Below are 23,206 nucleotides of genomic sequence, written 5' to 3'. Positions count from 1 at the left end.
ATGGTGGCGCAACCGGCCAGGCGCGCCTAGACCGACATGTACGCATGGATCAATCGGGCACTAGGCCTTGCCGGCGCAGGCCCACGGGCACGAAAAAAGGCCGGCCGGCGGCCGGCCCGCGGCGCGCCGCGCCCTACGCATATTCCTGGTAGGCACGTCCCAGCGCCATCACCAGCCGGTCCGATTCGGGCAGGCCGACGATCTGCAGGGAGGTCGGCAAGCCGTGCGCCCCGGTGCCGTTGGGCACCGCCAGCGCGCAGCAACCCAGCCACGCCGGCATGCGCGTGTACACCGCCGGGTTGTACGGCGACTGCTCCAGCCCCGAAAGCGGCTGCGCCACGCACGGCGTCGTGGGCATCAGCAAGGCCTTGACGCCGGCCATGGCCTGCGTGAACGTATCGATCATCGCGCTGCGGCGCCCCAGCAGTTCGGCATAGGCCGCGGCGTCGTACTGGTCGCCAACCAGGAAGCGCCCGCGCACGTCCTCGTCCATGCCAGACAGCGGATCGTGGGCGTACTTCCCGGCGAACTGCAGGCCTTCGCAGGCAATCAGGGTGGAGGTCAGCTGGGCGAACACTTCCCGGTCGAACGGCAGCGCCAGCTCGACCAGCGTCGCGCCCATCGCCTCGAAGGCCCGCAGGCTTTGCGCATAGGCGTGCGCCACCTCGGGCTCGATGGCGCCCAGCCAATCCGTGCCCAGCACGCCGATACGCGCGTCGCGCACCCGCGCCATGGCCTGCGAACCCGGCTGCGCGGTGTCCGTGGTGGTCTTGCCGGTCAGCAGGTCGTCGAGCATCTGCACGTCTTCGACGGTGCGCGTCAGCGGCCCGATGGTGTCGAGCGTGTGGCTGAGCGACATGACGCCGGCGCCGCTGTGGCGTCCCATGCTGGGCCGCATGCCGGTCAGGCCGCAGAACGCCGAGGGGATGCGGATAGAACCGCCGGTGTCCGTGCCTACCGCGAAGGGCACCATCCGCGCGCCGACCGCGGCCCCCGATCCGCTGCTCGACCCACCCGTCGCGCATGGCACGTCCGCGCGCAGCGGGTTGCGCGGCGTTCCCATGCGCTGGTTGGTGCCCCAGCCGCCGAACGCGAACTCGACGGTGTGGGTCTTGCCCAGCAGGATCATCCCGGCGTCGAGCAGCGCACGCACGTACTCGGCGGTGGCGCCGGCCTGCCGCCCCGCGCCGGTGCGCGAGCCGTAGGTGGTGAACTTGCCGGCCACGTCGACGATGTCCTTCACGGCGAACGGAATGCCGTGCAAGGGGCTCAGGCGCTGCCCTTGCGCCAGCGCCTGCGTGGCCTGCCGGGCCGCTTGCCGGGCTTCGTCCTCGTAGACGGCCACGAACGCCCCGATCGCGGGATTCAGGTCCTGGATACGGCGCAGGAATACGTCGGTCACCCCGGCGGGCGTGTACTCGCCCCGGGCGATCCCCCTGGCGAGCTCGGCGACGCCGGCGCGGGCAATGTGCTGATCGGTACTGGTCATGCCTGTAGCTCCATGGCGGGTTCCGCCGCCTGGCCCACGCGGCCGGGCAGCGAATCGAACAAGTGGCGGGTATAGGGGTGCCGGGGCGCATGGATGACCTGCCGCACCGGACCCAGCTCCAGCAGGCGCCCTTTCTGCATCACGCCGATGCGGTCGCAGACCTGCGCGGCCACGCGCAAGTCATGGGTAATGAAGATCATGGCGAATCCCAGCCGCTTCTGGAGGTCCTCGAACAGCTCCAGCACCTGCGCCTGCACCGACACGTCCAGCGCCGACACGGCTTCGTCCGCGACGATCAGGTCGGGCTCCATCGCCAGCGCGCGCGCGATGCAGATGCGTTGCCGCTGCCCGCCCGAGAACTGGTGCGGGTAGCGCTGCAGGCCGTCGGCCGGCAAGCCCACCAGGGCCATCAGCTCGGCCGCGCGCGCGCAGGCCGTCTTGCGGTCCACCCCGCTTTCGACCGGGCCTTCGATCAAGGCGTGCAGGATCCTGCGGCGCGGATTCAGCGACCGGTAGGGGTCCTGGAAAACCATCTGCACGCGGCGGCGCACCGCCCGCAGCGCCTTGCCGGACAGGCCCGCGATGTCCACGCCGTCGAATACGATCCGGCCCGACGTGGGCGTGTGCGCCCGCGTGATGCAGCGCCCCAGCGTGGACTTGCCCGAACCCGACTCGCCGACGACGCCGAGGGTTTCGCCCTTTTTCAGCGTGAAGCCGACATCGGCGACGGCATGCGTGCGCCGCGCCGGGCCCAGCAGGCCGCGCGACTCATAGACCAGGTTCAGGCCGCTGACCGACAGCAGCTCATCGGACGACGCGCCCTGCTGCGCCTTGGGCGTGCCGCTGGGCACGGCGGCCAGCAGTTTGCGGGTGTAGTCGTGGCGGGGCGCGTCCAGCACCTGCCCGGCCGGCCCCTGCTCGACGATGCGGCCCAGTTGCATCACGGCCACGTGGTCGGCGATATCGCGCACCACGTCGAAGTCATGGGTGATGAACAGCACCGCGCTCGAATGCTTGGCGAGCAATTGGCGAAACAGCCTGAGCACCTGCGCCTGGGTCGTGACATCAAGCGCCGTGGTGGGTTCGTCGGCGATGATCAGCGCGGGCTCCAGCGCCAGCGCCATCGCTATCATGATGCGCTGGCGCTGTCCGCCCGACAGCTGGTGCGGAAAGGCGTCCATGAGCGCCTCGGGGGTGGGCAGGTGCACATCGTGCATCAGCTCCAGCACCCGCGCCCGCACTTGCCCGCCGCTCAGCTCGGGCCGGTGCACCTGCAGCACCTCCGCGATCTGGCGTCCCACGCGCATCAACGGATTCAGCGAGGTCATGGGCTCCTGGAACACCATGGCCATGCGGTCGCCGCGCAGCGCCTGCATGCGCGCCGGCGACGCCGCGGTGAGGTCTTCGCCGTCGAGCCGGATGCTGCCGGCGCCCACGCTCAGGTTGCCCGGCAGCAGCCCCATGACGGCCGACGCCGTCAGCGACTTGCCCGACCCCGACTCGCCCACCAGGCACAGGATTTCCCCCTGCGCCACGTTCAGCGTGACGTCCTGCACCAGCGGCCGCCCGCCGGCGTGGATGGCCAGGCCGGACACCTCCAGCACCCGTTGCTTCGGTGTGTTCTCAGTCATTTGCGCGCCTCGCGAGTTTCGGGTCCAGGCTGTCGCGCAGTCCATCGCCCAGCAGGTTCACCGCCAGCACCGTGACGGCCAGCAGCAGGCCGGGCGCCACGGTGGCCCACGGCGCGCGCTGGAATACCGGCCGCGCCTCGGCCAGGATGTTGCCGAAGGTGGGGATTTCGGGCGGAAAGCCCACGCCCAGAAAGCCCAGCACGGCCTCGAGCAGGATCGCCGCGGCGAACACGTAGCTGGCCTGCACGATAAGCGGCGCGAAGCAATTGGGCAGGATGTGCCGCCAGACGACTTTGGGATACGGCACCCCCAGCCCGACCGCGGCCTCGACGTAGGGCTCTTCGCGCACCGAGAGCACCACGCTGCGCACCAGGCGCACCACGCGCGGAATCTCGGGCACGGCGATCGCGATCACGACCGAGACCAGGCTGGCGCCGAACAGGGACACCAGGGCCACCGCCAGCAGGATGCCGGGAATGGCCATGACGCCGTCCATGATCCGCATGAGGATGCGGTCCATGATGCGCGAGGCCCCGGCCACCAGGCCGATGAGCGTGCCGATGGCAATCGTGATGACGACCACCAGCGCGCCGATCGCCAGCGACATGCGGCTGCCATGCACGACGCGGGAGTACACGTCGCGCCCGAGCGCATCGGTGCCCAGCAGGAAGGCCTCGCCCGGCGGCGTCAGGCGCATGCGCGGCTGCATCATCGCGGGGTCCATGCTGGCGACCCAGGAGGCCGCGACGCTGATGGCGATCATCAGCAGCAGCACGCCGCCTCCCAGCAGCGCCAGTCTGTTGTGGCGAAGAATGGATGTCATGTCTCGTCTCCGGATCGTCAGTAGCGGATCCGTGGGTCGATGACCACGTACAGCATGTCGATCAACAGGTTCACCAGGATATAGACGCAGGCGAAAAAGAGGATGACGCCCTGGACCACGGGATAGTCCCGCGACAGCACGGCGTCGATGGTCAGGCGGCCCAGGCCGGGCAGGTTGAACACGCTCTCGGTGATCACCACGCCGCTGATCAGGAAGGCCAGCCCGATGCCGATGACGGTGACGATGGGAATCGCGGCGTTGCGCAGCACGTGCTGCGAAAGTATGCGCAACGGCGGCACTCCCTTGGCCTTGGCGGTGCGCACGAAATCCTCGTTCAGGACTTCCAGCACGCTGGCGCGCGTCACTCGCGAAATCAGCGACATGTAGAAGATCGCCAGCGCCAGGGTGGGCAGCACCAGGTGCTGCGCGGCCAGCCAGAGATCGTCGGTGATGCTGACGTAGCCCTGCACCGGCAGCCAGCCCAGCCAGACCGAGAACATGAGTATCAGCAGGTACCCCACCACGAAGCTGGGCAGCGAGAAGCCGATGACCGCGTAGACCATCACGACCCGGTCCACCAGCGTATTGTGGCGCCAGGCCGCCAGCACGCCCAGCGGCACCGCCAGCAGCACCGTCACGACCAGGGCGCTGAGCGACAGCACCAGGGTCGATTCAAGGCGTTCGCCGATCAGCGTCGCCACCGGCTGCTTGGTGACGATGGATGTGCCGAGGTTGCCCTGCAACAGATCCCACAGCCATTGCGCATACTGGCCCAGCAAGGGACGGTCCAGCCCCAGGTCGGCGCGCACGCTGGCGACCACCTCGGGGCTGGCCATGTCGCCGGCAAGAATCGTGGCGGGATCGCCGGTCAACCTGACCAGCAGGAACACCACCGTCACCACCACGAGCACCACGGGAATGGCGCTGGCCAGGCGCAGGAACAGCAACCTCAGAATTTGCACGGAAACGACCTCCTACGTGCTGCGCGGCGCCGTGGCGGCGCCGCGCGGCGACTCAGTTCTTGGATATTCCCCAGAATACCGTCACGGGCGCGTCCAGCAGCGGCGTCACATTGCTGCGATGGGCGGCGTAGTTGCTGTAGGTGCCCAGCGGAATATAGAAGACCTGGTCATAGGCCAGCTGCTGGATCTTCGCGGCAATCTGCTGCTGGCTGGCAGGGTCGGTGGCCTGGGCGTACTGCGTGCGCAGCGACTCCATCTCGGCGCTCTCGGTCCAGCCCGCGTATCCCTCCTTGCCGCGGCCGTCGAGGTTGAGGTTGGCGATGGGCGACATCAGGTCCAGGGTGTTCCAGCTGCCGTAGGCCACGCTCCAACCGCCCTTCTCCACCGGGTCCTGCTTGCCGCGGCGGGTGAGGAAGGTCGCCCAATCCATGGACTGGACTTCCGCCTTCATGCCGATGGAACGCAGGATCTGCGCCGTGAACGGCGCGATGGCCGACGTGGGCGGATAGTCGGTGGCGTGCAGCAAGACGGCCTTCTCGTTCTTGTAGCCGCTCTCCTTGAGCAAGGCCTTGGCGGCGTTGAGATCGACCTCGTCGTCCTTGGACACCACGCCGGCCGTGCTGGCCAGCGGCGAGTCGCAGCCGAACATGGCCCAGCACACGCGATAGGCCTTGGGGTCGCCGACCTGCGCATCCATGTAGTCGCGCTGGCTCACGGCATGCAGCAGCGCCTGCCTCACCTTCTGGTTGTTGAACGGCGGCTGCAGCCAGTTCAGGCGCAGGGTCGGCGTGGTGGTGCTGGCCAGTTTCTGGATGACCACATCCTTGCTGGCCTGAAGCGTCTGCACCACGTCGGGGTACACGGTCTGCACATAGTCCACCTCGCCCTTGGCCAGCGCATTGGCCTCGGTCTGGATGTCGGGCAGCGACAGCCAGACGACGCGGTCCACGTTCACGACCTTGCCGCCGGCCAGGCCGCTGGCGGGCTCGCTGCGCGGCACGTAATCCGTGTTGCGCTCGTAGACGACCTGCAGGCCGGGGCGGTATTCCGACGCCACGAAGCGAAACGGCCCGGACCCGATCACTTCGGTGATCGCCTGGCTGGCCGGCGCGTCGGCGATGCGCTTGGGCATGATGAAGGCCGGCAGCGAGCTGGCCTTGCTCAGGCCTTCGATGACGGCGCCGAAGGGCTGCTCCAGCACGATCTCGAAGGTCTTGTCGTCCTTGGCGGTGATTTCCTTGGTCGCCGCCATCATGCGCAGGCCGGTCAGGTCGCGTTGCGCCCAGCGCTTGATCGACGCGACGCAGTCGGCCGCGGTCACCGGGCTGCCGTCATGGAACTTCAGCCCGTCGCGCAAGGTGAAGCTATAGACCAGTTTGTCGGGGCTCACGCTCCAGTTGCCCACCATCTGCGGCTGCGGCTTGAGCTGCGCGTCCAGCGCGAACAGCGTGTCGTAGACCATGTAGGCGTGGTTGCGCGTGATATACGCAGTCGTGCCCACCGGGTCCAGCAGCCTCAACGGCGCCTCGGCCGCAACCTTGACTTCCTGCGCCAGGGTGGTCGCGTGCGGCACGGCCGTGCCGATGGCCAGCAGGACGGCTGCATAGGTACTTTTCAGGTATCGCATCAGGGGGCCCCTTATCAGTTGAGTTGTTATAAGCAGACTGACCGCCTTCAGCCGGGCGAACCGGCCAGGCGGCAGACCAGGTCGGACGGAACGGCGATTTCCGTCTTCAGGATCAAATAGGACAGCGCCTTGCCGTGCGCGTCGAGGTTGAGCGCGCCATTGACGCCCCCGTCGAGCACGGCGTCAAGCACGAAGTTCATGGCGCCCAGCTTGGGCAGCAGATAGCGCTGCGCCCCGGCGGGCCGCCGATGCGCGAATTGCGCCAGCACCACCTCGGGCGTGAGCTGCTCGACCAGCAAGGGGTACAGCGCGCGGTCCCAGGCGATCACGCTGATATTCGAGCGGTCGCCTTTGTCGCCGGTGCGCGCGTGCGCGACGCGAAACAGGGGAACAAGCACATCAGACATCGGCATCCACCATTTCGAATCCGGCGCGCACCAGGTCGCGCGGCAGCAGGCATGAAACCATATCGAGCCGCGGCGTCAGCGTGGTGCGCACGCCGCCGCCGCCGGCGGGGCCGCAACAGTAAAGCGCGGTCACTTCGCGCGTCAGGCGCATGGCGTCCTGGCGCGTGACGGCGTGCGCGGCCAGGCGCAGGCGCACGTCCTCGCCATCGCCCGTCAGCGCGCCGGCCAGCAGGCGCCCGGCGTCGTCGCCGAAAATGCTCACGCGGCCGATCAGGTCGGTCCGGATGCGCAGGTCGGCCAGCCGCTTGCACACCACCTCGGCGGCCAGGCGCGCGCGCGCCTCGGCGCGCGGGCCCGCGTATGAAATCTCGCCCTCGGCCAGCCAGCCGCCTTCCAGGCACACATTGACCTTGTACGCCGCCGGCCGGGGATGGCCGCGCACGCCGGTCAGCCGGACCTGGTTGTCGGCCACGCGCCGGACCTCGGCCTGCGAAATGTCGGCAACCACGTCGGGCGTCAGGTAGCCGGCCGGATCGTGCACCTCGTAGAGCAACTGTTCGATGACGGTGGCCTCGTCGACCAGGCCGCCCGTGCCATCGGATTTGCCGATGACGCAATGACCGTCCTCGTCGATCTCGGCGACCGGAAAGCCGACCTGCTCCAGTCCGGGCACGTCCTTGTAGCCGGGGTCGGCGTAGTAGCCGCCGCAGACCTGCGCGCCGCACTCGAGCAGATGCCCGGCCATGGTGGCGCGGCCGATGCGGTCCCAGTCGTCGGCCTGCCAGCCGAAATAGGACATCGCGGGCCCCACCGTCAGCGACGGATCCGCCACGCGGCCGCACACGACGATTTCCGCGCCATGGTCCAACGCATCGCGGATCTGTTCGCCTCCCAGATAGGCATTGGCGCTGACGATGCTGGACGGATCGTATTGCTCGCCCAGGTATTCGGCCAGCATGCCGGCATGCTGCGCGCCCGAGACATCATCGCCCTTGACTACCGCGATGCGCGGCTTGCGCAAGCCCTGCCGCGCGGCCATGCGCAGGATATGGCGCGCCGCGCCTTCCGGATTGGCGGCCCCGAAGTTGCTGACGATGCGTATGCCATGCGCCAGGCAGCGCGCCAGCACCGGTCCGAGCATGTCCTCGAGCAGGGGTTCGTACCCGGCCTGGGCATCGGCGCGCTTGCGCAGCTGCGCCAGCGCCAGGGTGCGCTCGGCCAGGGTCTCGAAAATCAGGAAGGCTCGGCCGTTGGCGGGAGCGCCGCCCAGGCGGGCGATCAGCGTATCCACCACCGGGCCGGCGGCATCGACACGGTCGCCCGAGAAACCTGCGGCGCAACCGATCAACAGGGAAGGGAATGAACGCATTGCTGAATCACGAAGTGACGGTGGCAGCCAGTTTAGAATCGGCAGTACGATAAGAAAAATCGATTTTTTGGATTGATTAATAGATACTTCAAATCAATGAGACCCCAGGCCGATCTGTCCACCCGCCAATTGCGCGCCTTCGTCATGCTTGCCGACCTGCGCCACTTCACCAAGGCCGCGCAGGCATGCCATTTATCCCAGCCCGCATTCAGCGCGCTGATCCAGTCGCTGGAGGCGACGCTGGCCATGCAGCTGTTCGATCGCAGCACGCGGCGCGTGGTGCTGACGCAGGAAGGCGAGCTGTTCGAGCCCCTGGCGCGCAGGCTGCTGGCCGACCTCGGCCACGCCATGACGCACATCGCCAGCTTCGTCGAACTGCGGCGCGGACGCGTCCATGTCGCCGCCCTTCCCTCCCTGGCGGCGGGATGGCTGCCGAAAATCCTGCACGAATTCCACGCCGAGCATCCCGACATCGAACTCATGCTCTCGGATGTCCTGTCCGACGAGTGCATCGAGCTGGTGCGCAGCGGCCAGGCCGACTTTGCGCTCGCCTCGCGCGGCATCCGCTCCTCGGATCCCGCGGTCCTGCATGCGCGCGAGCTGTGCAGCGACACCTTCCACCTGATCTGCCGCAAGGACCATCCGCTGGCGTGCGAGCCGCGCCTTACCCTCAGGCACCTGGCGCCCTGGCCCTTCATCCATCTCACGCGCAACAGCAGCGTGCGCCAGACGGTGGAGGCGGCGCTGCGCCCGCACGTCGCGAAAACGATACTGGAGGTCGCGCAGCTCGCGACCGTAGCGGGCATGATCGAGGCCGGACTGGGCATAAGCGTCGTGCCGACCTTCACGCTGTACCAGTTCGAACGCCCCGGCCTGCTCATCCGCCCCATTTCGCTGCCGGGCCTGACGCGCCAGATCTACATCGTCCGCCGGCAGGAGGAAAGGCTGTCGATCGCCGCGCAGGCGCTGTACGACCTGGTGGTCGCGAAACTGGGCACGCCGGCGGCCTCCCCGGCAAGGCCCCGGCGGCGGCGCACCGAGAAGCGCGATTGAACGCCAGGCGCATTCACGGCGCCATGACGGAGCGCCTGTCCCGGCGGGGACAGGCACCCTGGCCGCAGGTGTCGCTCCCTCTGCGGGCACAGGCACCGCGCCGTACGCAAAAAAAAACCGGGCCAGCGGCCCGGTTCCGTTGCGGCGCCTGAACGCTCAGCGCTGCGCGGCGAGCGAGCGCGCCTGCGAGGCGGCATTGTTCAGCGCCGCGACCGGCGGCGTCTTGCCGTCGAAGGCCGCGGTCAGCTGGGTGTTGAGCACCGGTTCGATGCGATCGTAGTTGGCGATGCGAAAGCCCCGGCTGGTGGCCGCCGGCGGGTTGCGCATCAACTCGACCACTTGCTGCGCGCCGGGCACCTTGTTGTAGAACGACACGTCCGAAGCGCGGAAGGCCGCCTCGGTCAGCGGCAGGTAGCCGGTGCGCTGGTGCCATTCGGCGGCGATCACGGGCTTGGAGAGCCACGCCAGGAATTGGGCGGTGGCCTTCTCCTGCGCCTGCGGATGGCCTTCCATGGCCCACAGCGCCGAGCCGCTGACAAATGGCCGGCCGCCGGTCTTGGTGACCTGGTCATAGTACGGCAGCGGCGCCACGCCGAACGACAGCGAGCGGGTGTTGAGGAACTGGCCAAGCGCGCTCGAACTGGTGGTCAGCACGGCGCATTCACCCTTGGCGAACAGCTGGTCGCTCTTGTTGTCGTCCGAATACGCGGTCAGCAGCAGCGAACGCTTCCAGCTCACCATCAGCGAGACGTGGCGCATGTACAGCGTGTCGAACTGCATGGACGGCGAGCCCTTCTTTGCGACGTCCAGGCCGTTGTTCAGGGTGGCGTACAGTTGGTTGTTGACCGGCGCCAGGTTCTCCAGGTGCACCGTGACCTGGTCGCTGGTGGCATACGGGCAATCGATGTTGGCCACGTCGCGCAGCTTGAGCAGCTCGGCCTGCAGGTCGGCCCAGGTGCGCGCCGGCTTGTTGGGGTCCAGGCCCGCCTTCTTGTAGTACGCGGTGTTGTAGAACATCACCGGCACTTCGGCCATCCACGGGAAGGCCAGCAGGCGGCCCTTGCCGTCGCGCGTGAAGCTGGTGGTCGACGGCAGGAACCAGTTCAGGTCCTTGACCGGATACTTGGCCAGCAGCTGATGCAGCGGCAGGATGGCCTTGTGCTCGGCGACCACTTCCGGCGAGTGGTTGTCCGCCAGTTGCACCAGGTTCGGTCCCTTCTTGGACTTGACGGCCGAAGCGGCCTCCTTCTTGAGGTCGTCCTGGTTGCCGAAGTCGCGCAGCTTGACGACGACGTCGTCCTGCTCTTTGTTGAATTGCTTGGCCAGCTTCTCGAATTCGGCCTTGTTGGGGCCTGACAGGGTGTGCCAGACCTGGATCTCGACCGAGTCGGCGGCCTGGGCCGCGCCCATCGCGGCCATCGCCAGGCCCAGCACACAAGCGCGCCGGCTGGCGCGCATCGCGCGGGCAAAGCCCGTCATTTGCAGTTTCTTCATAGGTTCACAGACCAAGAAAGGGAAATTCCGGTTCCGGCCGCCGCCCGCTGAGCAGGTCGGCCAGGGCCCGGCCAGAGCCCACCCCCATCGTCCAGCCCAGCGTACCATGTCCGGTATTGAGGTACAGGTTGGATACGCTGGTGCGGCCGATCAGGGGCACGTTGGAAGGCGTGGACGGGCGCAGGCCCGACCAATAGCTGACGCGCTCGAAATCGAGCGCCTCGGGAAACAGTTCGCGCGCCAGGCGCGTCATGGCTTCGCAGCGGCCGGTATTCAGGCCGCGCGAATAGCCCGACAGTTCGGCCGTGCCGGCCATGCGCAGGCGTTCGCCCAGGCGCGAGAAAACCACCTTGTGGCTGCTGTCGGTCAGGCTGACCATCGGCGCGAGCGCGCCCGGGCGCACCGGGAACGTCGCCGAATAGCCCTTGGCGGGATACACCATGCACGGCACGCCCAGCGGGCGCACCAGTTGCGCGCTGAAGCTGCCCATGGCCACCACGAAGGCGTCGGCATCCAGCCGGCCGTAGCGGCCGTCGGGCTCGATCAGTTCCACGCCCTGCACGCGCCCGCCTTCGCTCAGCAGGCGCGTCACACGCGTGGAGAAGCGGAACTCCACGCCGGCGGCCTCGCAGCGCCGGGCCAGTTCGGCGGTGAACAGATGCACGTCGCCGCTTTCGTCCTCGGGCGTGTAGTCGCCGCCGACGATGGTCTGGCGATGCGCGGCCAGGGCCGGCTCGATGGCCACCACTTCGTCGGCGTTGATCACCCGCCGCTCGACGCCGAAGTCGCGCATCAGGCCGGCGGCGCGCTGCGAGGTCTCGAACTCGCGCTGGTCGCGGTAGAAATTGAGAATGCCGCGCTCGAGGTGGTCGTACTGGATGCCCAGTTCGGCCCGCATGCCCTGCAGCGTGGCGCGGCTGTATTCGGCCATGCGCACCATGGCGCGGATATTGGGCGCCAGCCGCGAGGGCAGGCATTCGCGCAGGAACGCCAGGCCCCATTGCCATTGGCGCCAATCGAGCTGCGGCCGGAACAGCAGCGGCGCGTCGTCCTGGAACATCCACTTCAGCAGCTTGAACGGCGCCTGCGGATTGGCCCAGGGCTCGGCGTACGACACGGATATCTGCGCGCCGTTGGCCAGGCTGGTTTCCTGCGCCGCGCCGGTGCACCGATCGACGACCACGACGTCGTGGCCTGCCTGGCTCAGCCACCAGGCGCTCGAGACTCCTATGATGCCACTGCCCAATACCGCTACTTTCATTCCTGAATCGCTCCCTGGGTGCGGGTCGGATCGGCGGGCCCGACCTGCGCACCGCGGCCGCATGACCGGTCAATATGCTGGCCGGCAGTTTACTCCGGCGCGCCGGGCGCGCCTATGACATTAAAAAAAGGGCGGTATCCATTTGCACGCGCCGCGTGCAGGGATGCCGCCCCGTGCTTGCCGCGCCGGCCCGCCCTCAGGGCGTCGCCCTGGCCAGATCGGCTTCCGAGGTGAAGGCGTCGGCATAGAACGCCTCGGCGGGCAGGCCGCACTGCGCGCTGAATTCGCGCCGCGCCGCGTCGACCATCAGCGGCGTGCCGCATGCATACACTTCGTAACCAGAGAGGTCGGGCAGGTCCTGCATGACCGCTTCGTGCACATAGCCGGTGCGGCCGCTCCAGCCATCCTCGTCCAGCGCGTTGGAGACCACCGGCACATAGCGAAAGCCCGGCAGGCTCCGGGTCCACGATTGCGCCAGCGCATCGTGGTAGAGGTCGCGCGGGCGCCGTCCGCCCCAGTACAGCACGACGGGCCGCTGGATCTGGTGGTGGATCATGTGCTCGACGATGGCCTTGACCGGCGCGAATCCGGTGCCGCTGGCCAGCAGCACGACCGGCTTGTCGCTGTCCTCGCGCAGGAAGAACGAGCCGAACGGCCCCTCCAGGCGCAGGATCTCGCGCTCCTTCATCTGCGTGTCGCCCGCGCCGAACACGTGGTCGGTGAACAGGCCGCCCGGCATGTGGCGGATATGCAGTTCGAGCGGGCTGCCGGTATGCGGCGCGCCGGCCATCGAATAACTGCGGCGCTTGCCGTCCTTGAGGATGATTTCGATGTACTGGCCGGCGTAGTAGCGGAACTGCTCGGAAGCCGGCAATTGCAGCTTCAGCACCGCGACGTCGGGCGCGACGCGTTCGATCGTCTGGACCCGCGAAGGCAGCTTGCGGATCTGGATGTCGCTGGCCAGCCGGACTTCGGTGGACTCGACCACCAGGTCGCTCTGCGGCTTGGCCTGACAGAACAGCGTGTAGCCCTGCGCGAGGTCCTCGGGCGACAGGATCTGGGCCGGATAGGGCCCCGCATCCACCTCGCCGGAGACGACCTTGCCCTTGCAGGTCGAACACGCGCCGGTACGGCAGCTATAGGGCAGCACGATGCCGGCCGCCAGGGCCGCATCCAGGACAGTCTGGCCGGCCTCGGCCTGGAACTGGTGCTTGCTGGGTTCGATGGTGACCTGGAAACTCATAGCGATACGAATCGGAAGTGACCGCGGCGCCCTGCCCGGGCGCGCGCGCAACGGCCGTCAGGCCGGGAATTTACGGATTTCCTTGACGCGGTTGGCGTCGTCGACCAGCACGACCTGCGGCTTGTGCGCGGCCGACTGCTCTTCCGACATCGGGCCGTAGGTGCAGATGATCAGCAGGTCGCCGACCTGCGCGCGCCGCGCCGCGGCGCCGTTGAGCGAGATCGCGCCGCTGCCGCGGGCGGCCTTGATGATGTAGGTGTCGAAGCGTTCGCCGTTGGTGACGTTGTAGAGCTCGATCCGTTCGAACTCGCGCATGCCGGCGGCGTCCAGCAGGTCTTCGTCGATGCCGCACGATCCCTCGTAGTGCAGATCGGCCTCGGTGACCGTAACGCGGTGCAGCTTCGCCCGCAGCATGATGCGTTGCATAGAAAATGTCCTGGCGCGCGGGCCGGACCGCGCAAGCGTGCTCGAATGCGCCCGGCATCCGGCTGTGCCCGCGCAAACCCACATTCTATATTTTTTGCCGCCGCCGACGCGCGCGCCGCGGCGGACGGGGCTAGAAGTCCAGTTCGATCTCGACCGCGTCGCCCACGCGCAATGGCGCCGGGGCGGTACGATCGACGATGGCGTTCTGGCCGAACACCACGCCGATCTCCAGTGAGCGGAAGGTCGTCAGCGTCAGGCCGGGCTCGTCATACACCTCGGCGGTGACCTGGTCCACATTGGGCATCGGACAGCGCGTGCACGGCTTGACGAACGCCATGCGCACGCCGCCGGCCACGATGCAGGCGGTCTGGTCTTCCTCGAAGGCCGGCCAGTCGCCCTCGACCACGATATTGGCGCGAAAGCGGTTCATCGGCACCGGCGCCTGGCCGCGCGCCGCCAGGCGTTCGTTCAGCTCGTCCAGCGACGACTGGTTGGCCACCAGCAGCGGAAACCCGTCGGCAAAGCCGAAGAAATGGTCGCCGGCGAAATCCTCGGCCCATTCGGGGTGGCGCTCCAGCCAGGTGTCGACCCATTCCGGATTGGCCGAGCGGTCCGCCCGCAGGTCGATCTTGAGCAGGCGGCACGGCAGTCCCAGGAAGCGGCTCAGCCACTCGGCGCAGCGCGGATGTTCGGCGCGGGCAATCACCGTATCGCGCCACACGCCCACGGGCTGGGTGCGCTCGGCCAGTTCCGAGCCATCCGCCGGTATGCGCAAGTCGTCCATGCCCGGAGCGCGCAGCACCAGCATGCCGTCCTCGAGCGCCGGGCGGATGCGCGCCATCTGCGGATACTGGCGCTGGGTCATGAACTGGCCGGCGGCCGTCGTCACCATCCAGCGGCGATCGTGCGCCAGGCCGGCGCGATCGACGCTCGACTCGGCCAGGTCGATGCCGGCGCAGGATTTGACGGGATAGATATGCAGACTGCGGATGCGGGTGGACATGGCGACGCGACCTGACAGGAGAAGGCGTCAAGAATAGCAGTTGGCGCCAGCCGGCGCGAAATGGCGCGCCTGCCCTATCGGCCCTCGCGGGCGTGCCGCACGGCCTGCAGCGCCTGCAGCAGCGACTGCTCGACGGCGTCCAGTGCGCCGGACGGCGGCACGGCCACGGCCGGCGACGTCACGGCGGCCGCCCCGCGAGTGAGCGCGGGCTGCACGCTTTCCTGCTCCTGCCCCACGTCCACGTCGAACACCAGGTTTTCAGGGCGGTGCCAGGTGGTGAACCACTCCAGCGGATGGCCGTCCTGGTCCAGTCCCTGCCCTTCCAGCATCAGCAGCGGGCTGCCCGGCGCCACGTCCAGCGCCTGCGCCAGGGGCGCGTCGGCGGCCACGGCCCGGATGCGATTGCGGCCGCGCCCCGGGCGCAGACCGAAGCGCTGCGCCAGCACGCGGTGCAGCGAGGCGTCCCGCAAGTGGTCGGCCGCCAGCCCGGCAATGGCCGCGCGCGGCAACCAGGTGCGCACGTACGCCAGCGGCTGGGCGTCGACGCTGCGCAAACGCTCCAGCAGCAAGGTCTCGGCCGTGCCGAAGAAGGCCGCCACCTCGGGCGGCGGTTCGGCGGGCCGGCAGACCAGCACGCGCGTGCGCAGCGCCACGCCCAGGCCGGCGAACTGCTCGTACAGGCCGGCCGAGCGCTGCACCATGCGCCGATGTTCGCGCGGCGGCGCCACCACCGGCGCGCGGCCCTGGTCGCGGCGGATCAGCCCTTCGGCGACCAGGGCGCCCAGCGCCTGCCGGACCACGCTGCGCGCCACGCCGAAGCTGTGGCACAGCGCCGCCTCGCTGGGCAGTACGGTGCCGGCGGTCAGCCGATGGTTGCGGATATGGGCGCGGATTGCGTCCGCCACCTGCGCATGCAGGGGGATTGCGCCGGAACGATCCAGCGCAAGGGGTTCAATGGCGGACAACGCCATGCGATCAGCCTCCGGTTGTGGAGCGCGCAGTTTCCCATACTTGATGCCAGCCCGGCGCCAGCTGCGCCGCGCGCTCGGCGGCCAGCACCAGGCTGTCCTCGCGCGCGATGCCCTTGCCGGCGATGTCGAACGCGGTGCCGTGGTCGACCGACACGCGCACCACCGGCAAGCCTACCGTGATGTTGACGCCGTCGTCGCCGTAGACCGACTTGAACGGCGCATGGCCCTGGTCGTGGTAGCAGGCGATGACGAATTTCCACTTGCCGCGCACGGCCTGCGGAAACAGCGCGTCGGCCGGAATCGGGCCGGCCGCCAGGATGCCCTCGGCATTGGCCTGCGCCACCGCCGGCGCCAGGATCTCGTCGTCCTCGGTGCCGAAGATGCCGTTCTCGCCGGCATGCGGGTTCAGGCCCGCGACCGCCACCGGCTGGTCGGCGCGGCCCAGCGCGCGCGCGAACGAACCGGCCAGGCGCAGCACCGCGCGCATGCGCTGCGGATTCACATCCTCGATCGCCTGGCGCAGCGACACATGGGTGGTGGCATGGAAGATATACAGGTCGCCGGCCGACAGCACCAGCGAGAAGGTCTTGACGCCGAACTCGTGCGCCAGCAGCTCGGTATGGCCCGGCCATTTGTGGCCGGCCATGTGCATGGCGGCCTTGTTCAGCGGCGCGGTGACGATACCGTCGATCAGGCCGTCGCGCGCCAGCGCGCAGGCCGTGGTGACGTAGCGCACCGAGCCGTCGCCGGCCTCGGCGCTCAGCTGGCCCGGCGGCACGTGCGCCAGCGACGGGCCGGCCTGGATCACTTCGATGCCGCCGGGCTGGTTGGTCGCCTCGGCCGGCGTCGCGATGACGCGCACCCGCGCCGGATCGCCCCCCACGGCCTGCACGGCCTGGGCCAGCACGGCGGCGTCGCCGACCACCAGCAGGCGGGCGCGCTGGCGCAGCTCGTCGTGGCCGAGCAGCATCTTGGCGGTGATTTCCGGGCCTATGCCCGCCACGTCGCCCAGCGTCACCGCCAGGGTGGGAATGCGGGAGGGGGTAGCGTCTTGCGTCATTTCGTGAATCTCCGTTCCCGGATCGCCTGCGCGGCCCGGATCAATACATCCTGCTCGCCAAAGCCGCCGGCCTTGGTAACGATTGGCAGCCCTGCCGCCTGGCCACCGGTCAGGGTGCCCAGCGGTACGCCGCCGGTGACTTCATCGACCAGCGCAATGCCGCTGGCCCGCAATGCCGCCAGCACGGCGCTGGCGCCGTCGCCGCCGGTGGCCACCACGCCGGCCGCGCCGTGCGCCAGCACCAGGCGCGCGGCCAGCTCGCCCAGCCTGCGCGCGACGCTGTCGGCGTCCAGCCCGGCCAGGCGTCCTTCGGGCGCCAGCAGCATCAAGGCGTCGACCGCCGGCATGCCGTGCTCGGCCGCCTCGACCTCGGCGGCCCAGGCCGCCCAGCTCCGGTCATCGGCCAGTTGCGCCAGTGTCGGCGACCAGGTGCGCGCGCCGGCCTGCTGCAACGCGGCGGCCTGCTGGCGCGCCGCGCTGTGCTGCGAGGTCACGACCACCAGCACCGGGCCGGCGGCCTGCCCGCCCGCCCATACGCGCGCAAGCGGCGCGGCCAGCCCGCCCGAGCCGACCGGCACGGCGCGCTGGCCCAGCACGCCGATGGCGTGCGCCAGCCGCTGCATATCGGCGTCGTCCAGGGCATCCACCACCACCACCGGAGCGGCGGCGGCGATGCGCCGCGCCAGTTCGGCCGGGGTTTCCCCCGCCTGTACCGCCAGGTGGGCGCAGCCCAGCAGGGTGGGAATGTGCGATTCGGTCACCGGCGTCACCGGGTCCGTGGCGGCCGATGTCTCGGTGACCGGCCGATCGCCCACATACAGCACGCCCTGGCGCACCGTGCGGCCGGTGACGGGAAACGCCGGGCAGACCACCGCGATCGCATCTTCGCCCCAGGCCAGCCGCGCGGCGTCGATCTCGGCCTTGAAGGCGCCGCGCAGGGTCGAATCGACCTTCTTGTACAGGCGCTGCACGCCAGCGGCGCGCAGCCGCTCGACCTCGCCGCGCACCACGGCGGCGGCGGCTTGCGCCGCCAGGGGACGGCTGTGCGTCGTGACCGCCAGCACCTCGGCCTGGCGCACGGCCGGATCGGCCAGCGCCTGCTCGGCGCCGCCCACCGACAGCTGGGTCGCCCAGCCGGCCCGCACGAACTGCACCGCGGTGTCGCCCGACCCGGTCAGGTCGTCGGCCACGATGCCTATGTACGGCCCGCTCATTCAGAGGCTCACTTCGGCGGGCTGGCCGGCGCGCTCGTCCTGCGGTTCCTGGTCCACCGGCTTGAGTTCGCCGGCGCGCTTGAGGAAGTACGACGCCAGCACCGGCGCGAGGATGGAGCTGATCAGCACGCACGCGGCCACCTGGGCCGTCGCGGTCGCGACATAGGGCTGGAACGACGGATCGGCGGCGGCCACCACGGCCGGCGTGGCGATGGCGTTGCCGGCGGTGGTCCCGGCGGCGAAGCCCAGGCCGCTCTTGCCGCCGCGGCGCAGGATGTAGCGGTAGCCGAAGTACACCAGCGCGCCCGTGATGGGGCTGATCAGCAGGCCCAGGACCAGGCCGCTCATGCCGCCCGAGATCACCGCGCCCAGGTTGATGCCGGTGCCCAGCGCGAAGGCGAAGAACGGGATCACGATGTTGGGCACCGGCTTGAGCACGTTGCGCCATTCGATGTCCAGGTTGCCCACCACCACGCCCAGCAGGAACGGCACCAGCGCGGCCACCAGGGCGATGGTCGGGATGTCCGCCAGGCCCGAGGCGCCCAGGAACAGCAGGCTGAAGAACGGGCCGTCGTTGACCGCGCTGGCGACGTAGGCGCCGCGATCGCGGCTGTCACCGTATTGCCCGGTGTAGGCGAGCCACAGGCCGCCGTTGCTGTTGTCGAAGGCCGCCAGCATGGCCAGGATGGAAATGCCCATCACGCCGTCCAGGCCGACGAAATGGCCCAGCAGAATGATCAGCGTGGCCGGCACCAGCGTCTTCATCAGCAGGATGGTGCCGGCCGTGGCCAGGATCGGACCGCCGGTGCGCATGTTGACCTGCGTGCCGGTCGCGAAGATCAGCAGCGCGATCAGCGGCAGCGCGCTGTTCTTGAACAGCGCGGTGGTGAAGCCGCCGATGGCCAGGGCGTCGGGCGCGAAAGTACCCAGCAGCGATCCGAGGATCAGCGGCAGCAGCATGAGGCCGCCCGGCACTTTCATCATGGTCGAGTAGAACGGTACGCGGGAAACTTCGGTAGTCATGACAGGTTGTCTCCGTAGGATTTGCTTTGCTTATGCATCAGAGGGAACACAGCTGCTGGGAAAAGCGCCATTCTAATCCTATACGTACAACCTGTACGTACAAATCTGCAACATACTGATTTGTCACCGTTTTTTCTCGATTCCGGGCAGCGATCCGCATGGGCCCAGCCCTGCCGATCCGGGACATGGCGGGCATAAAAAAACCCCGCGGGGGTTCGCGGGGCTCAAGCCAAACGCAGGTCGGCCCGAGGGCCGCTCCGCGCCTAGCGCTCGACCAGTTTCAGGCTATCGAGCGGACGCACCGCCTTGAACGCCTGACGGGTGGCAATGTGCTCGGGCCGCGGATTCAGCCCGTACTTGGGCGGGTTCAGCGTGTTCTCCATGCTGTTGTAGACCATGAACACGTTGGCGCGCGGCCACGGCGAGATGTTGCTGTTGGAGCCGTGCATGGTATTGCAGTCGAAGAACACCACCGAGCCGGCCTTGGCCGTCATGGTGCTGATGCCGCCCTGCTCGGCCAGCAATTGCAGGCTGACCGGATCGGGCACGCCATACTCCTGCTTCTTGAGCGACTGCTTGTAATGGTCGCGCGGCGTCTCGCCCACGCACGAGATGAACTGGCGGTGCGAGCCGGGCACCAGCATCAGCGGGCCGTTGGTCTCGTTGTTGTCCGTCAGCAGCACCGAGCAGCTGAGCGCGCGCATCGACGGCATGCCGTCCTCGACGTGCCAGGTTTCGAAGTCGGAGTGCCAATAGAACTCCTTGCCCTTGAAGCCCGGCTTCATGTTGGCGCGCGACTGGTGGATGTACACCTCCGACCCCAGGATCTGCCGCGCGGCATTGGCCAGGCGCGGGTCGCGCACCAGGCGGCCCAGGATGGGGCTGAGCACATGCACCATGAAGATAGAACGCACCGCGTTGCTGCCCGGTTCGGTAATCGCTTCTTCGCGGCGCACGATGGCGGGATCGCGCGTCATGCGCTCGACCTCGGCCAGCAATGCGGCAACCTCTTCATCGGAGAACAGGTTCTCCAGCAGCAGGAAGCCGTCGCGCTCGTAGGACTGGACCTGGTCGGCCGACAACGCGTCGGCAAACTTGCCCTCGCCATAGACCACGGGATCCTGGCGGGCAATGATGGCGGAACTGCGATCCGTACGCGAGGCGTACGGATCCTGAGCAGGTGAAATCATAATGAGCCTCCTTGGTTCTCAGGCCGCTTCCTCGACCAGCGCATAGACGCCTTCGGCGTCGTGCACTTCCTGGCCGGTCAGCGGCGGGTTGAACACGCAGATCACGCGCAGCGGCTGCTTGCCGCCGCACAGCCAGTGCTCGTCGTTCTCGTTCAGGGCATAGACCACGCCCGGACCCAATTCATACGTCTTGCCATCGGCGATCGTTTCGATCGAGCCGTCGCCCTCGATGCACCACACGGCCTCGAGGTGGTTCTTGTAATGGATATGGGTGCGGGTGCCCGGAAAAATGGTGGTTTCGTGAAACGAGAACCCCATGCCGTCCTTCTTCAGCAGCACGCGGCGGCTGACCCAGGTTTCGGTGCGGACTTCGTCCTCGGTTCCCATCACATCTTTCACGTTGCGTACGATCATCGACGTTTTCCTCCAAATTTCAGTACCTGGGCGGCAGGCTGGTCTTCCGACAGCGCATCGGCAACGCTGGCCTCGATCAGGTCCAGGCCGCGCGTCAGCAGCTCGTCCTCGATGGTCAGCGCCGGCAGCAGCTTGAGCACTTCGTCCTGCGCGCCCGACGTTTCGATCACCACGCCGCGCTCGAAAGCCTTGCGGGCGATGCGATTGGCCAGTTCCGGCTCGGCGGTGGCCACCAGGCCCTGGATCAGGCCGCGGCCGCGCACGGCCAGGCCGGCGTTGGGATAGCTGTGGACCAGGTTCTCCAGCCAGTCGCGCACCAGGCGCTCCTTGCGCTGCACCTCGTTGGAGAACGCGTCGCTGGACCAGTAGGTCTCCAGCGCCTGCGTGGCGGTGACGAAGGCCAGGTTGTTGCCGCGGAACGTGCCGCTGTGGGCGCCCGGCTTCCAGATGTCCAGCTCGGGCTTCATCAGCACCAGCGACATGGGCAGGCCGAAACCGGACAGCGACTTCGACAGCGTGATGATGTCGGGCTGGATCCCGGCCGCCTCGAAACTGAAGAAGCTGCCGGTGCGGCCGCAGCCGACCTGGATGTCGTCGACGATCATCAGCATGTCGTGGCGACGGCACAGCTTCTGCAGGTCCTTCAGCCAGCGCAGCGTCGCGACGTTGACGCCGCCTTCGCCCTGCACGGTCTCGACGATCACCGCGGCCGGCTTGTCCAGCCCGCTGCTGGAATCGTCCAGCATGCGCTCGATGTAGGCGATGGTGTCGACGTCCGGGCCGAAGTAGCCGTCATACGGCATGAACGTGGTATTTCCCAGCGATACGCCCGCCGCGTCGCGGAACTTGGCATTGGCCGTCGCAGCCAGCGAGCCGCCGCTGACGCCATGGAATCCGTGGGTGAACGATATGATGTTCGAACGCCCCTTGACCTGCCGGGCGATCTTCAGCGCCGCCTCGACCGCGTTGGTGCCCGTCGGGCCGGTGAACTGCAGGGTGTACTGCCAGTTGCGCGGCTTGAGCAGCACGCGGTCCACCGTTTCGAGAAAGCGCTTCTTGGCGCTGGTGGCCATGTCCAGGCCGTGCACCACGCCATCGGAGTGCAGGTACTCCAGCAGGCGTTCCTTGAAGACCGGATTGTTATGGCCGTAGTTCAGCGTGCCGGCGCCGCTGAAGAAATCGATGTACTCGTTGCCTTCCTCATCGATCAGCAGCGAACCGCGCGCCTGGCTGAATATCACTGGAAAAGACCGAATGTAGCCCCGCACTTCCGACTCCATTCGGTCAAAGATTTTCAAGTCCATAAATCCTCCCTTCATATAAGTTGACAGACGGCCAGCGCCGGCCTGCTGCCGCTTTGGCGGCCAGGCTTTACGCTGCGTCCCGGTTCCGATAGGCCGTGCGGCCCGCCCAGCTAGTGCGGCGGATGCGTGAACGGACCTATCCTCAACAGCATCTCGTCGTCATGGTCTGCGCCGCCGAAAGCCTGCCGGTCGAAGAACGGCTGTTCGGAGACATGCGCGCCCCGCTCGCCGGCCAGGCCGGCGAAGGTGCGGCGCGAAGCCTGGTTGTCAGGCCCCACCGTGGTTTCAAGATGTCGAACATGCCTGCACTCCTGGCGTTCCAGGATGTGGCCAAGCATGGCGCGGCCCAACCGATGGCCGCGTGCGCGGGAATGCACCGCGACCTGCCAGACGAACAACACGTCGGGCCGAGTCGGGAGCAGATAAGCGGAAACGAACCCGTCGATACGTCCGCCCGGGCTTTCGGCGACCACGCAGGTATGGGCGTGGTGCTCGCACAGCAGCAGGTAGGCGTAGAGGGAATTGAGGTCCAGTGGCGGACACTCGGACACCAACTGGTGTATGGCCGCGCCGTCGTTGCGGCGGGGTGGGCGCAGCTGGTAGCGCAAGGCGCTGGCCGGCTGCGCGGCGGAGATATCTGGCGAGGTGTTCGATGTTTCGTCTTTTCTCATACTACCAATCCCGATTCCGGGGGCGCGCCGCCAGTAGGCATTTCGAGTATGGGCGGCGATCCCTCGCCGGCCGCCTCGACGGCATGCCCCTCCTGTTCCATCAGCGCCACGATGCGCTCCAGCGCCAGCGTGATCGTCGCCTGCTCCAGTTCGGGCAGGGCATTCAGGCCGTCGGCCAGGTGCTTTTGCAGCGGCGACGGCGCGTCCGCGGCCAGCGCGCGGCCGGCCTCGGTGGCGGTGACGAACACGATGCGGCGGTCTTCCCGGCCGCGTTCGCGGCGGATCAGGCCCTTGTCTTCGAGGCGATCCAGGATGCCGACCACCGTGCTCGGGCTGACGTGGATTTCGCGGCTGATGGCCGTGGCCGTCATGGGGCCGCCGGCGATCACGGCGCGCAGGCACATCAGCTGCGGAGCGGTGATGTGGCTGACGGCCGCCAATTGCCGGGAATGCAGCGCGATGGAACGCGTAATGCGGCGCAGGGCGCGCAGGATGCGTAGATCGTATTGCTGCGGCGTGTCAGTCTGAGCGACGTTGTTCATAGCCAGGAAAAAAGAGGTTCGGACCAAAT

Annotated in this window: 22 protein-coding genes; 1 reads left to right on the top strand and 21 read right to left on the bottom strand. The window is 68.2% G+C overall.

Annotated elements, in window-relative coordinates:
* Positions 1 to 133: 133 nt before the first annotated feature.
* From CAL11_RS08420 to CAL11_RS08390, 7 genes are read right to left on the bottom strand one after another with little or no spacing between them, the layout of a single operon-like run.
* Complete coding sequence (locus CAL11_RS08420; RefSeq protein WP_086092656.1) at positions 134 to 1,489, bottom strand: amidase; 1,356 nt, start codon at positions 1,487 to 1,489, stop codon at positions 134 to 136.
* Positions 1,486 to 3,120 (bottom strand): ABC transporter ATP-binding protein, encoded by a 1,635-nt coding sequence (locus tag CAL11_RS08415; protein WP_086092655.1) that lies wholly within the window; start codon positions 3,118 to 3,120, stop codon positions 1,486 to 1,488. The genes CAL11_RS08420 and CAL11_RS08415 overlap by 4 nt, the downstream gene beginning before the upstream one ends.
* Positions 3,113 to 3,943, bottom strand: coding sequence for an ABC transporter permease (locus CAL11_RS08410; protein ID WP_086092654.1), 831 nt, complete (start codon positions 3,941 to 3,943; stop codon positions 3,113 to 3,115). Before CAL11_RS08410 ends, CAL11_RS08415 begins: the two co-directional genes overlap by 8 nt.
* Before the next feature lie 17 nt (positions 3,944 to 3,960).
* The gene (locus tag CAL11_RS08405; protein WP_411469332.1) at positions 3,961 to 4,899 is read right to left on the bottom strand and encodes an ABC transporter permease; all 939 of its coding nucleotides are present in this window, start codon (positions 4,897 to 4,899) and stop codon (positions 3,961 to 3,963) included.
* A gap of 58 nt (positions 4,900 to 4,957) precedes the next feature.
* Positions 4,958 to 6,532 (bottom strand): ABC transporter substrate-binding protein, encoded by a 1,575-nt coding sequence (locus tag CAL11_RS08400; protein WP_068925794.1) that lies wholly within the window; start codon positions 6,530 to 6,532, stop codon positions 4,958 to 4,960.
* 47 nt (positions 6,533 to 6,579) lie between these two features.
* Positions 6,580 to 6,939, bottom strand: a complete 360-nt coding sequence (locus CAL11_RS08395; RefSeq protein ID WP_161780343.1) for an AtuA-related protein — start codon at positions 6,937 to 6,939, stop codon at positions 6,580 to 6,582.
* Entirely contained in the window at positions 6,932 to 8,308 is a 1,377-nt protein-coding gene (locus CAL11_RS08390; RefSeq protein ID WP_086092653.1) for an acyclic terpene utilization AtuA family protein, read from the bottom strand. The genes CAL11_RS08395 and CAL11_RS08390 overlap by 8 nt, the downstream gene beginning before the upstream one ends.
* 96 nt (positions 8,309 to 8,404) lie before the next feature.
* Here CAL11_RS08390 and CAL11_RS08385 point away from each other — a divergent pair, with 96 nt between their 5' ends.
* Entirely contained in the window at positions 8,405 to 9,361 is a 957-nt protein-coding gene (locus tag CAL11_RS08385; RefSeq protein ID WP_086092652.1) for a LysR family transcriptional regulator, read from the top strand.
* A 156-nt stretch (positions 9,362 to 9,517) separates the two neighbouring features.
* On the opposite strand, the gene CAL11_RS08380 is transcribed toward CAL11_RS08385, so the two are convergent.
* The 14 genes from CAL11_RS08380 to CAL11_RS08315 all read right to left on the bottom strand — a co-directional run bounded on the left by CAL11_RS08380 (position 9,518) and on the right by CAL11_RS08315 (position 23,177).
* Entirely contained in the window at positions 9,518 to 10,855 is a 1,338-nt protein-coding gene (locus CAL11_RS08380; RefSeq protein WP_086092651.1) for an extracellular solute-binding protein, read from the bottom strand.
* Positions 10,856 to 10,859: 4 nt separating this feature from the next.
* Positions 10,860 to 12,116, bottom strand: coding sequence for a D-amino acid dehydrogenase (locus tag CAL11_RS08375; RefSeq protein WP_068925791.1), 1,257 nt, complete (start codon positions 12,114 to 12,116; stop codon positions 10,860 to 10,862).
* A 196-nt stretch (positions 12,117 to 12,312) separates the two neighbouring features.
* Positions 12,313 to 13,359: a CDP-6-deoxy-delta-3,4-glucoseen reductase gene (locus tag CAL11_RS08370; protein ID WP_015063962.1), complete on the bottom strand. Its 1,047-nt coding sequence runs from the start codon at positions 13,357 to 13,359 to the stop codon at positions 12,313 to 12,315.
* A gap of 57 nt (positions 13,360 to 13,416) precedes the next feature.
* Positions 13,417 to 13,785: an aspartate 1-decarboxylase gene (panD, locus tag CAL11_RS08365; RefSeq protein ID WP_003818672.1), complete on the bottom strand. Its 369-nt coding sequence runs from the start codon at positions 13,783 to 13,785 to the stop codon at positions 13,417 to 13,419.
* 130 nt (positions 13,786 to 13,915) lie between these two features.
* Positions 13,916 to 14,788: an MOSC domain-containing protein gene (locus CAL11_RS08360; RefSeq protein WP_015063963.1), complete on the bottom strand. Its 873-nt coding sequence runs from the start codon at positions 14,786 to 14,788 to the stop codon at positions 13,916 to 13,918.
* 74 nt (positions 14,789 to 14,862) lie between these two features.
* Positions 14,863 to 15,759: a GntR family transcriptional regulator gene (locus CAL11_RS08355; RefSeq protein ID WP_033460229.1), complete on the bottom strand. Its 897-nt coding sequence runs from the start codon at positions 15,757 to 15,759 to the stop codon at positions 14,863 to 14,865.
* A gap of 4 nt (positions 15,760 to 15,763) precedes the next feature.
* Positions 15,764 to 16,819: a 4-hydroxythreonine-4-phosphate dehydrogenase PdxA gene (gene pdxA, locus CAL11_RS08350; protein ID WP_015063965.1), complete on the bottom strand. Its 1,056-nt coding sequence runs from the start codon at positions 16,817 to 16,819 to the stop codon at positions 15,764 to 15,766.
* On the bottom strand, positions 16,816 to 18,033 hold the full coding sequence (gene dtnK, locus CAL11_RS08345) for a D-threonate kinase (protein ID WP_086092650.1): 1,218 nt from the start codon (positions 18,031 to 18,033) through the stop codon (positions 16,816 to 16,818). Before dtnK ends, pdxA begins: the two co-directional genes overlap by 4 nt.
* Entirely contained in the window at positions 18,034 to 19,056 is a 1,023-nt protein-coding gene (locus CAL11_RS08340; protein ID WP_033460235.1) for a 2-keto-3-deoxygluconate permease, read from the bottom strand.
* 263 nt (positions 19,057 to 19,319) lie between these two features.
* A complete protein-coding gene (thpD, locus tag CAL11_RS08335) occupies positions 19,320 to 20,246 on the bottom strand; it encodes an ectoine hydroxylase (protein ID WP_015063968.1) in 927 nt (308 codons plus the stop codon).
* An 18-nt stretch (positions 20,247 to 20,264) separates the two neighbouring features.
* Complete coding sequence (locus tag CAL11_RS08330; protein ID WP_015063969.1) at positions 20,265 to 20,660, bottom strand: ectoine synthase; 396 nt, start codon at positions 20,658 to 20,660, stop codon at positions 20,265 to 20,267.
* Entirely contained in the window at positions 20,657 to 21,964 is a 1,308-nt protein-coding gene (gene ectB / locus CAL11_RS08325; protein ID WP_015063970.1) for a diaminobutyrate--2-oxoglutarate transaminase, read from the bottom strand. Before ectB ends, CAL11_RS08330 begins: the two co-directional genes overlap by 4 nt.
* Positions 21,965 to 22,074: 110 nt before the next feature.
* Positions 22,075 to 22,635, bottom strand: coding sequence for a diaminobutyrate acetyltransferase (gene ectA, locus CAL11_RS08320; protein WP_003810598.1), 561 nt, complete (start codon positions 22,633 to 22,635; stop codon positions 22,075 to 22,077).
* Positions 22,632 to 23,177, bottom strand: coding sequence for a MarR family winged helix-turn-helix transcriptional regulator (locus CAL11_RS08315; protein WP_033446833.1), 546 nt, complete (start codon positions 23,175 to 23,177; stop codon positions 22,632 to 22,634). The genes ectA and CAL11_RS08315 overlap by 4 nt, the downstream gene beginning before the upstream one ends.
* Between the last annotated feature and the right edge of the window lie 29 nt (positions 23,178 to 23,206).

Origin of the sequence: Bordetella genomosp. 6 (assembly GCF_002119705.1) — a bacterium.
GTDB classification, from domain to species: Bacteria; Pseudomonadota; Gammaproteobacteria; order Burkholderiales; family Burkholderiaceae_B; genus Bordetella; species Bordetella bronchiseptica_F.
This window is presented reverse-complemented; position numbering and strand designations above follow the sequence as displayed.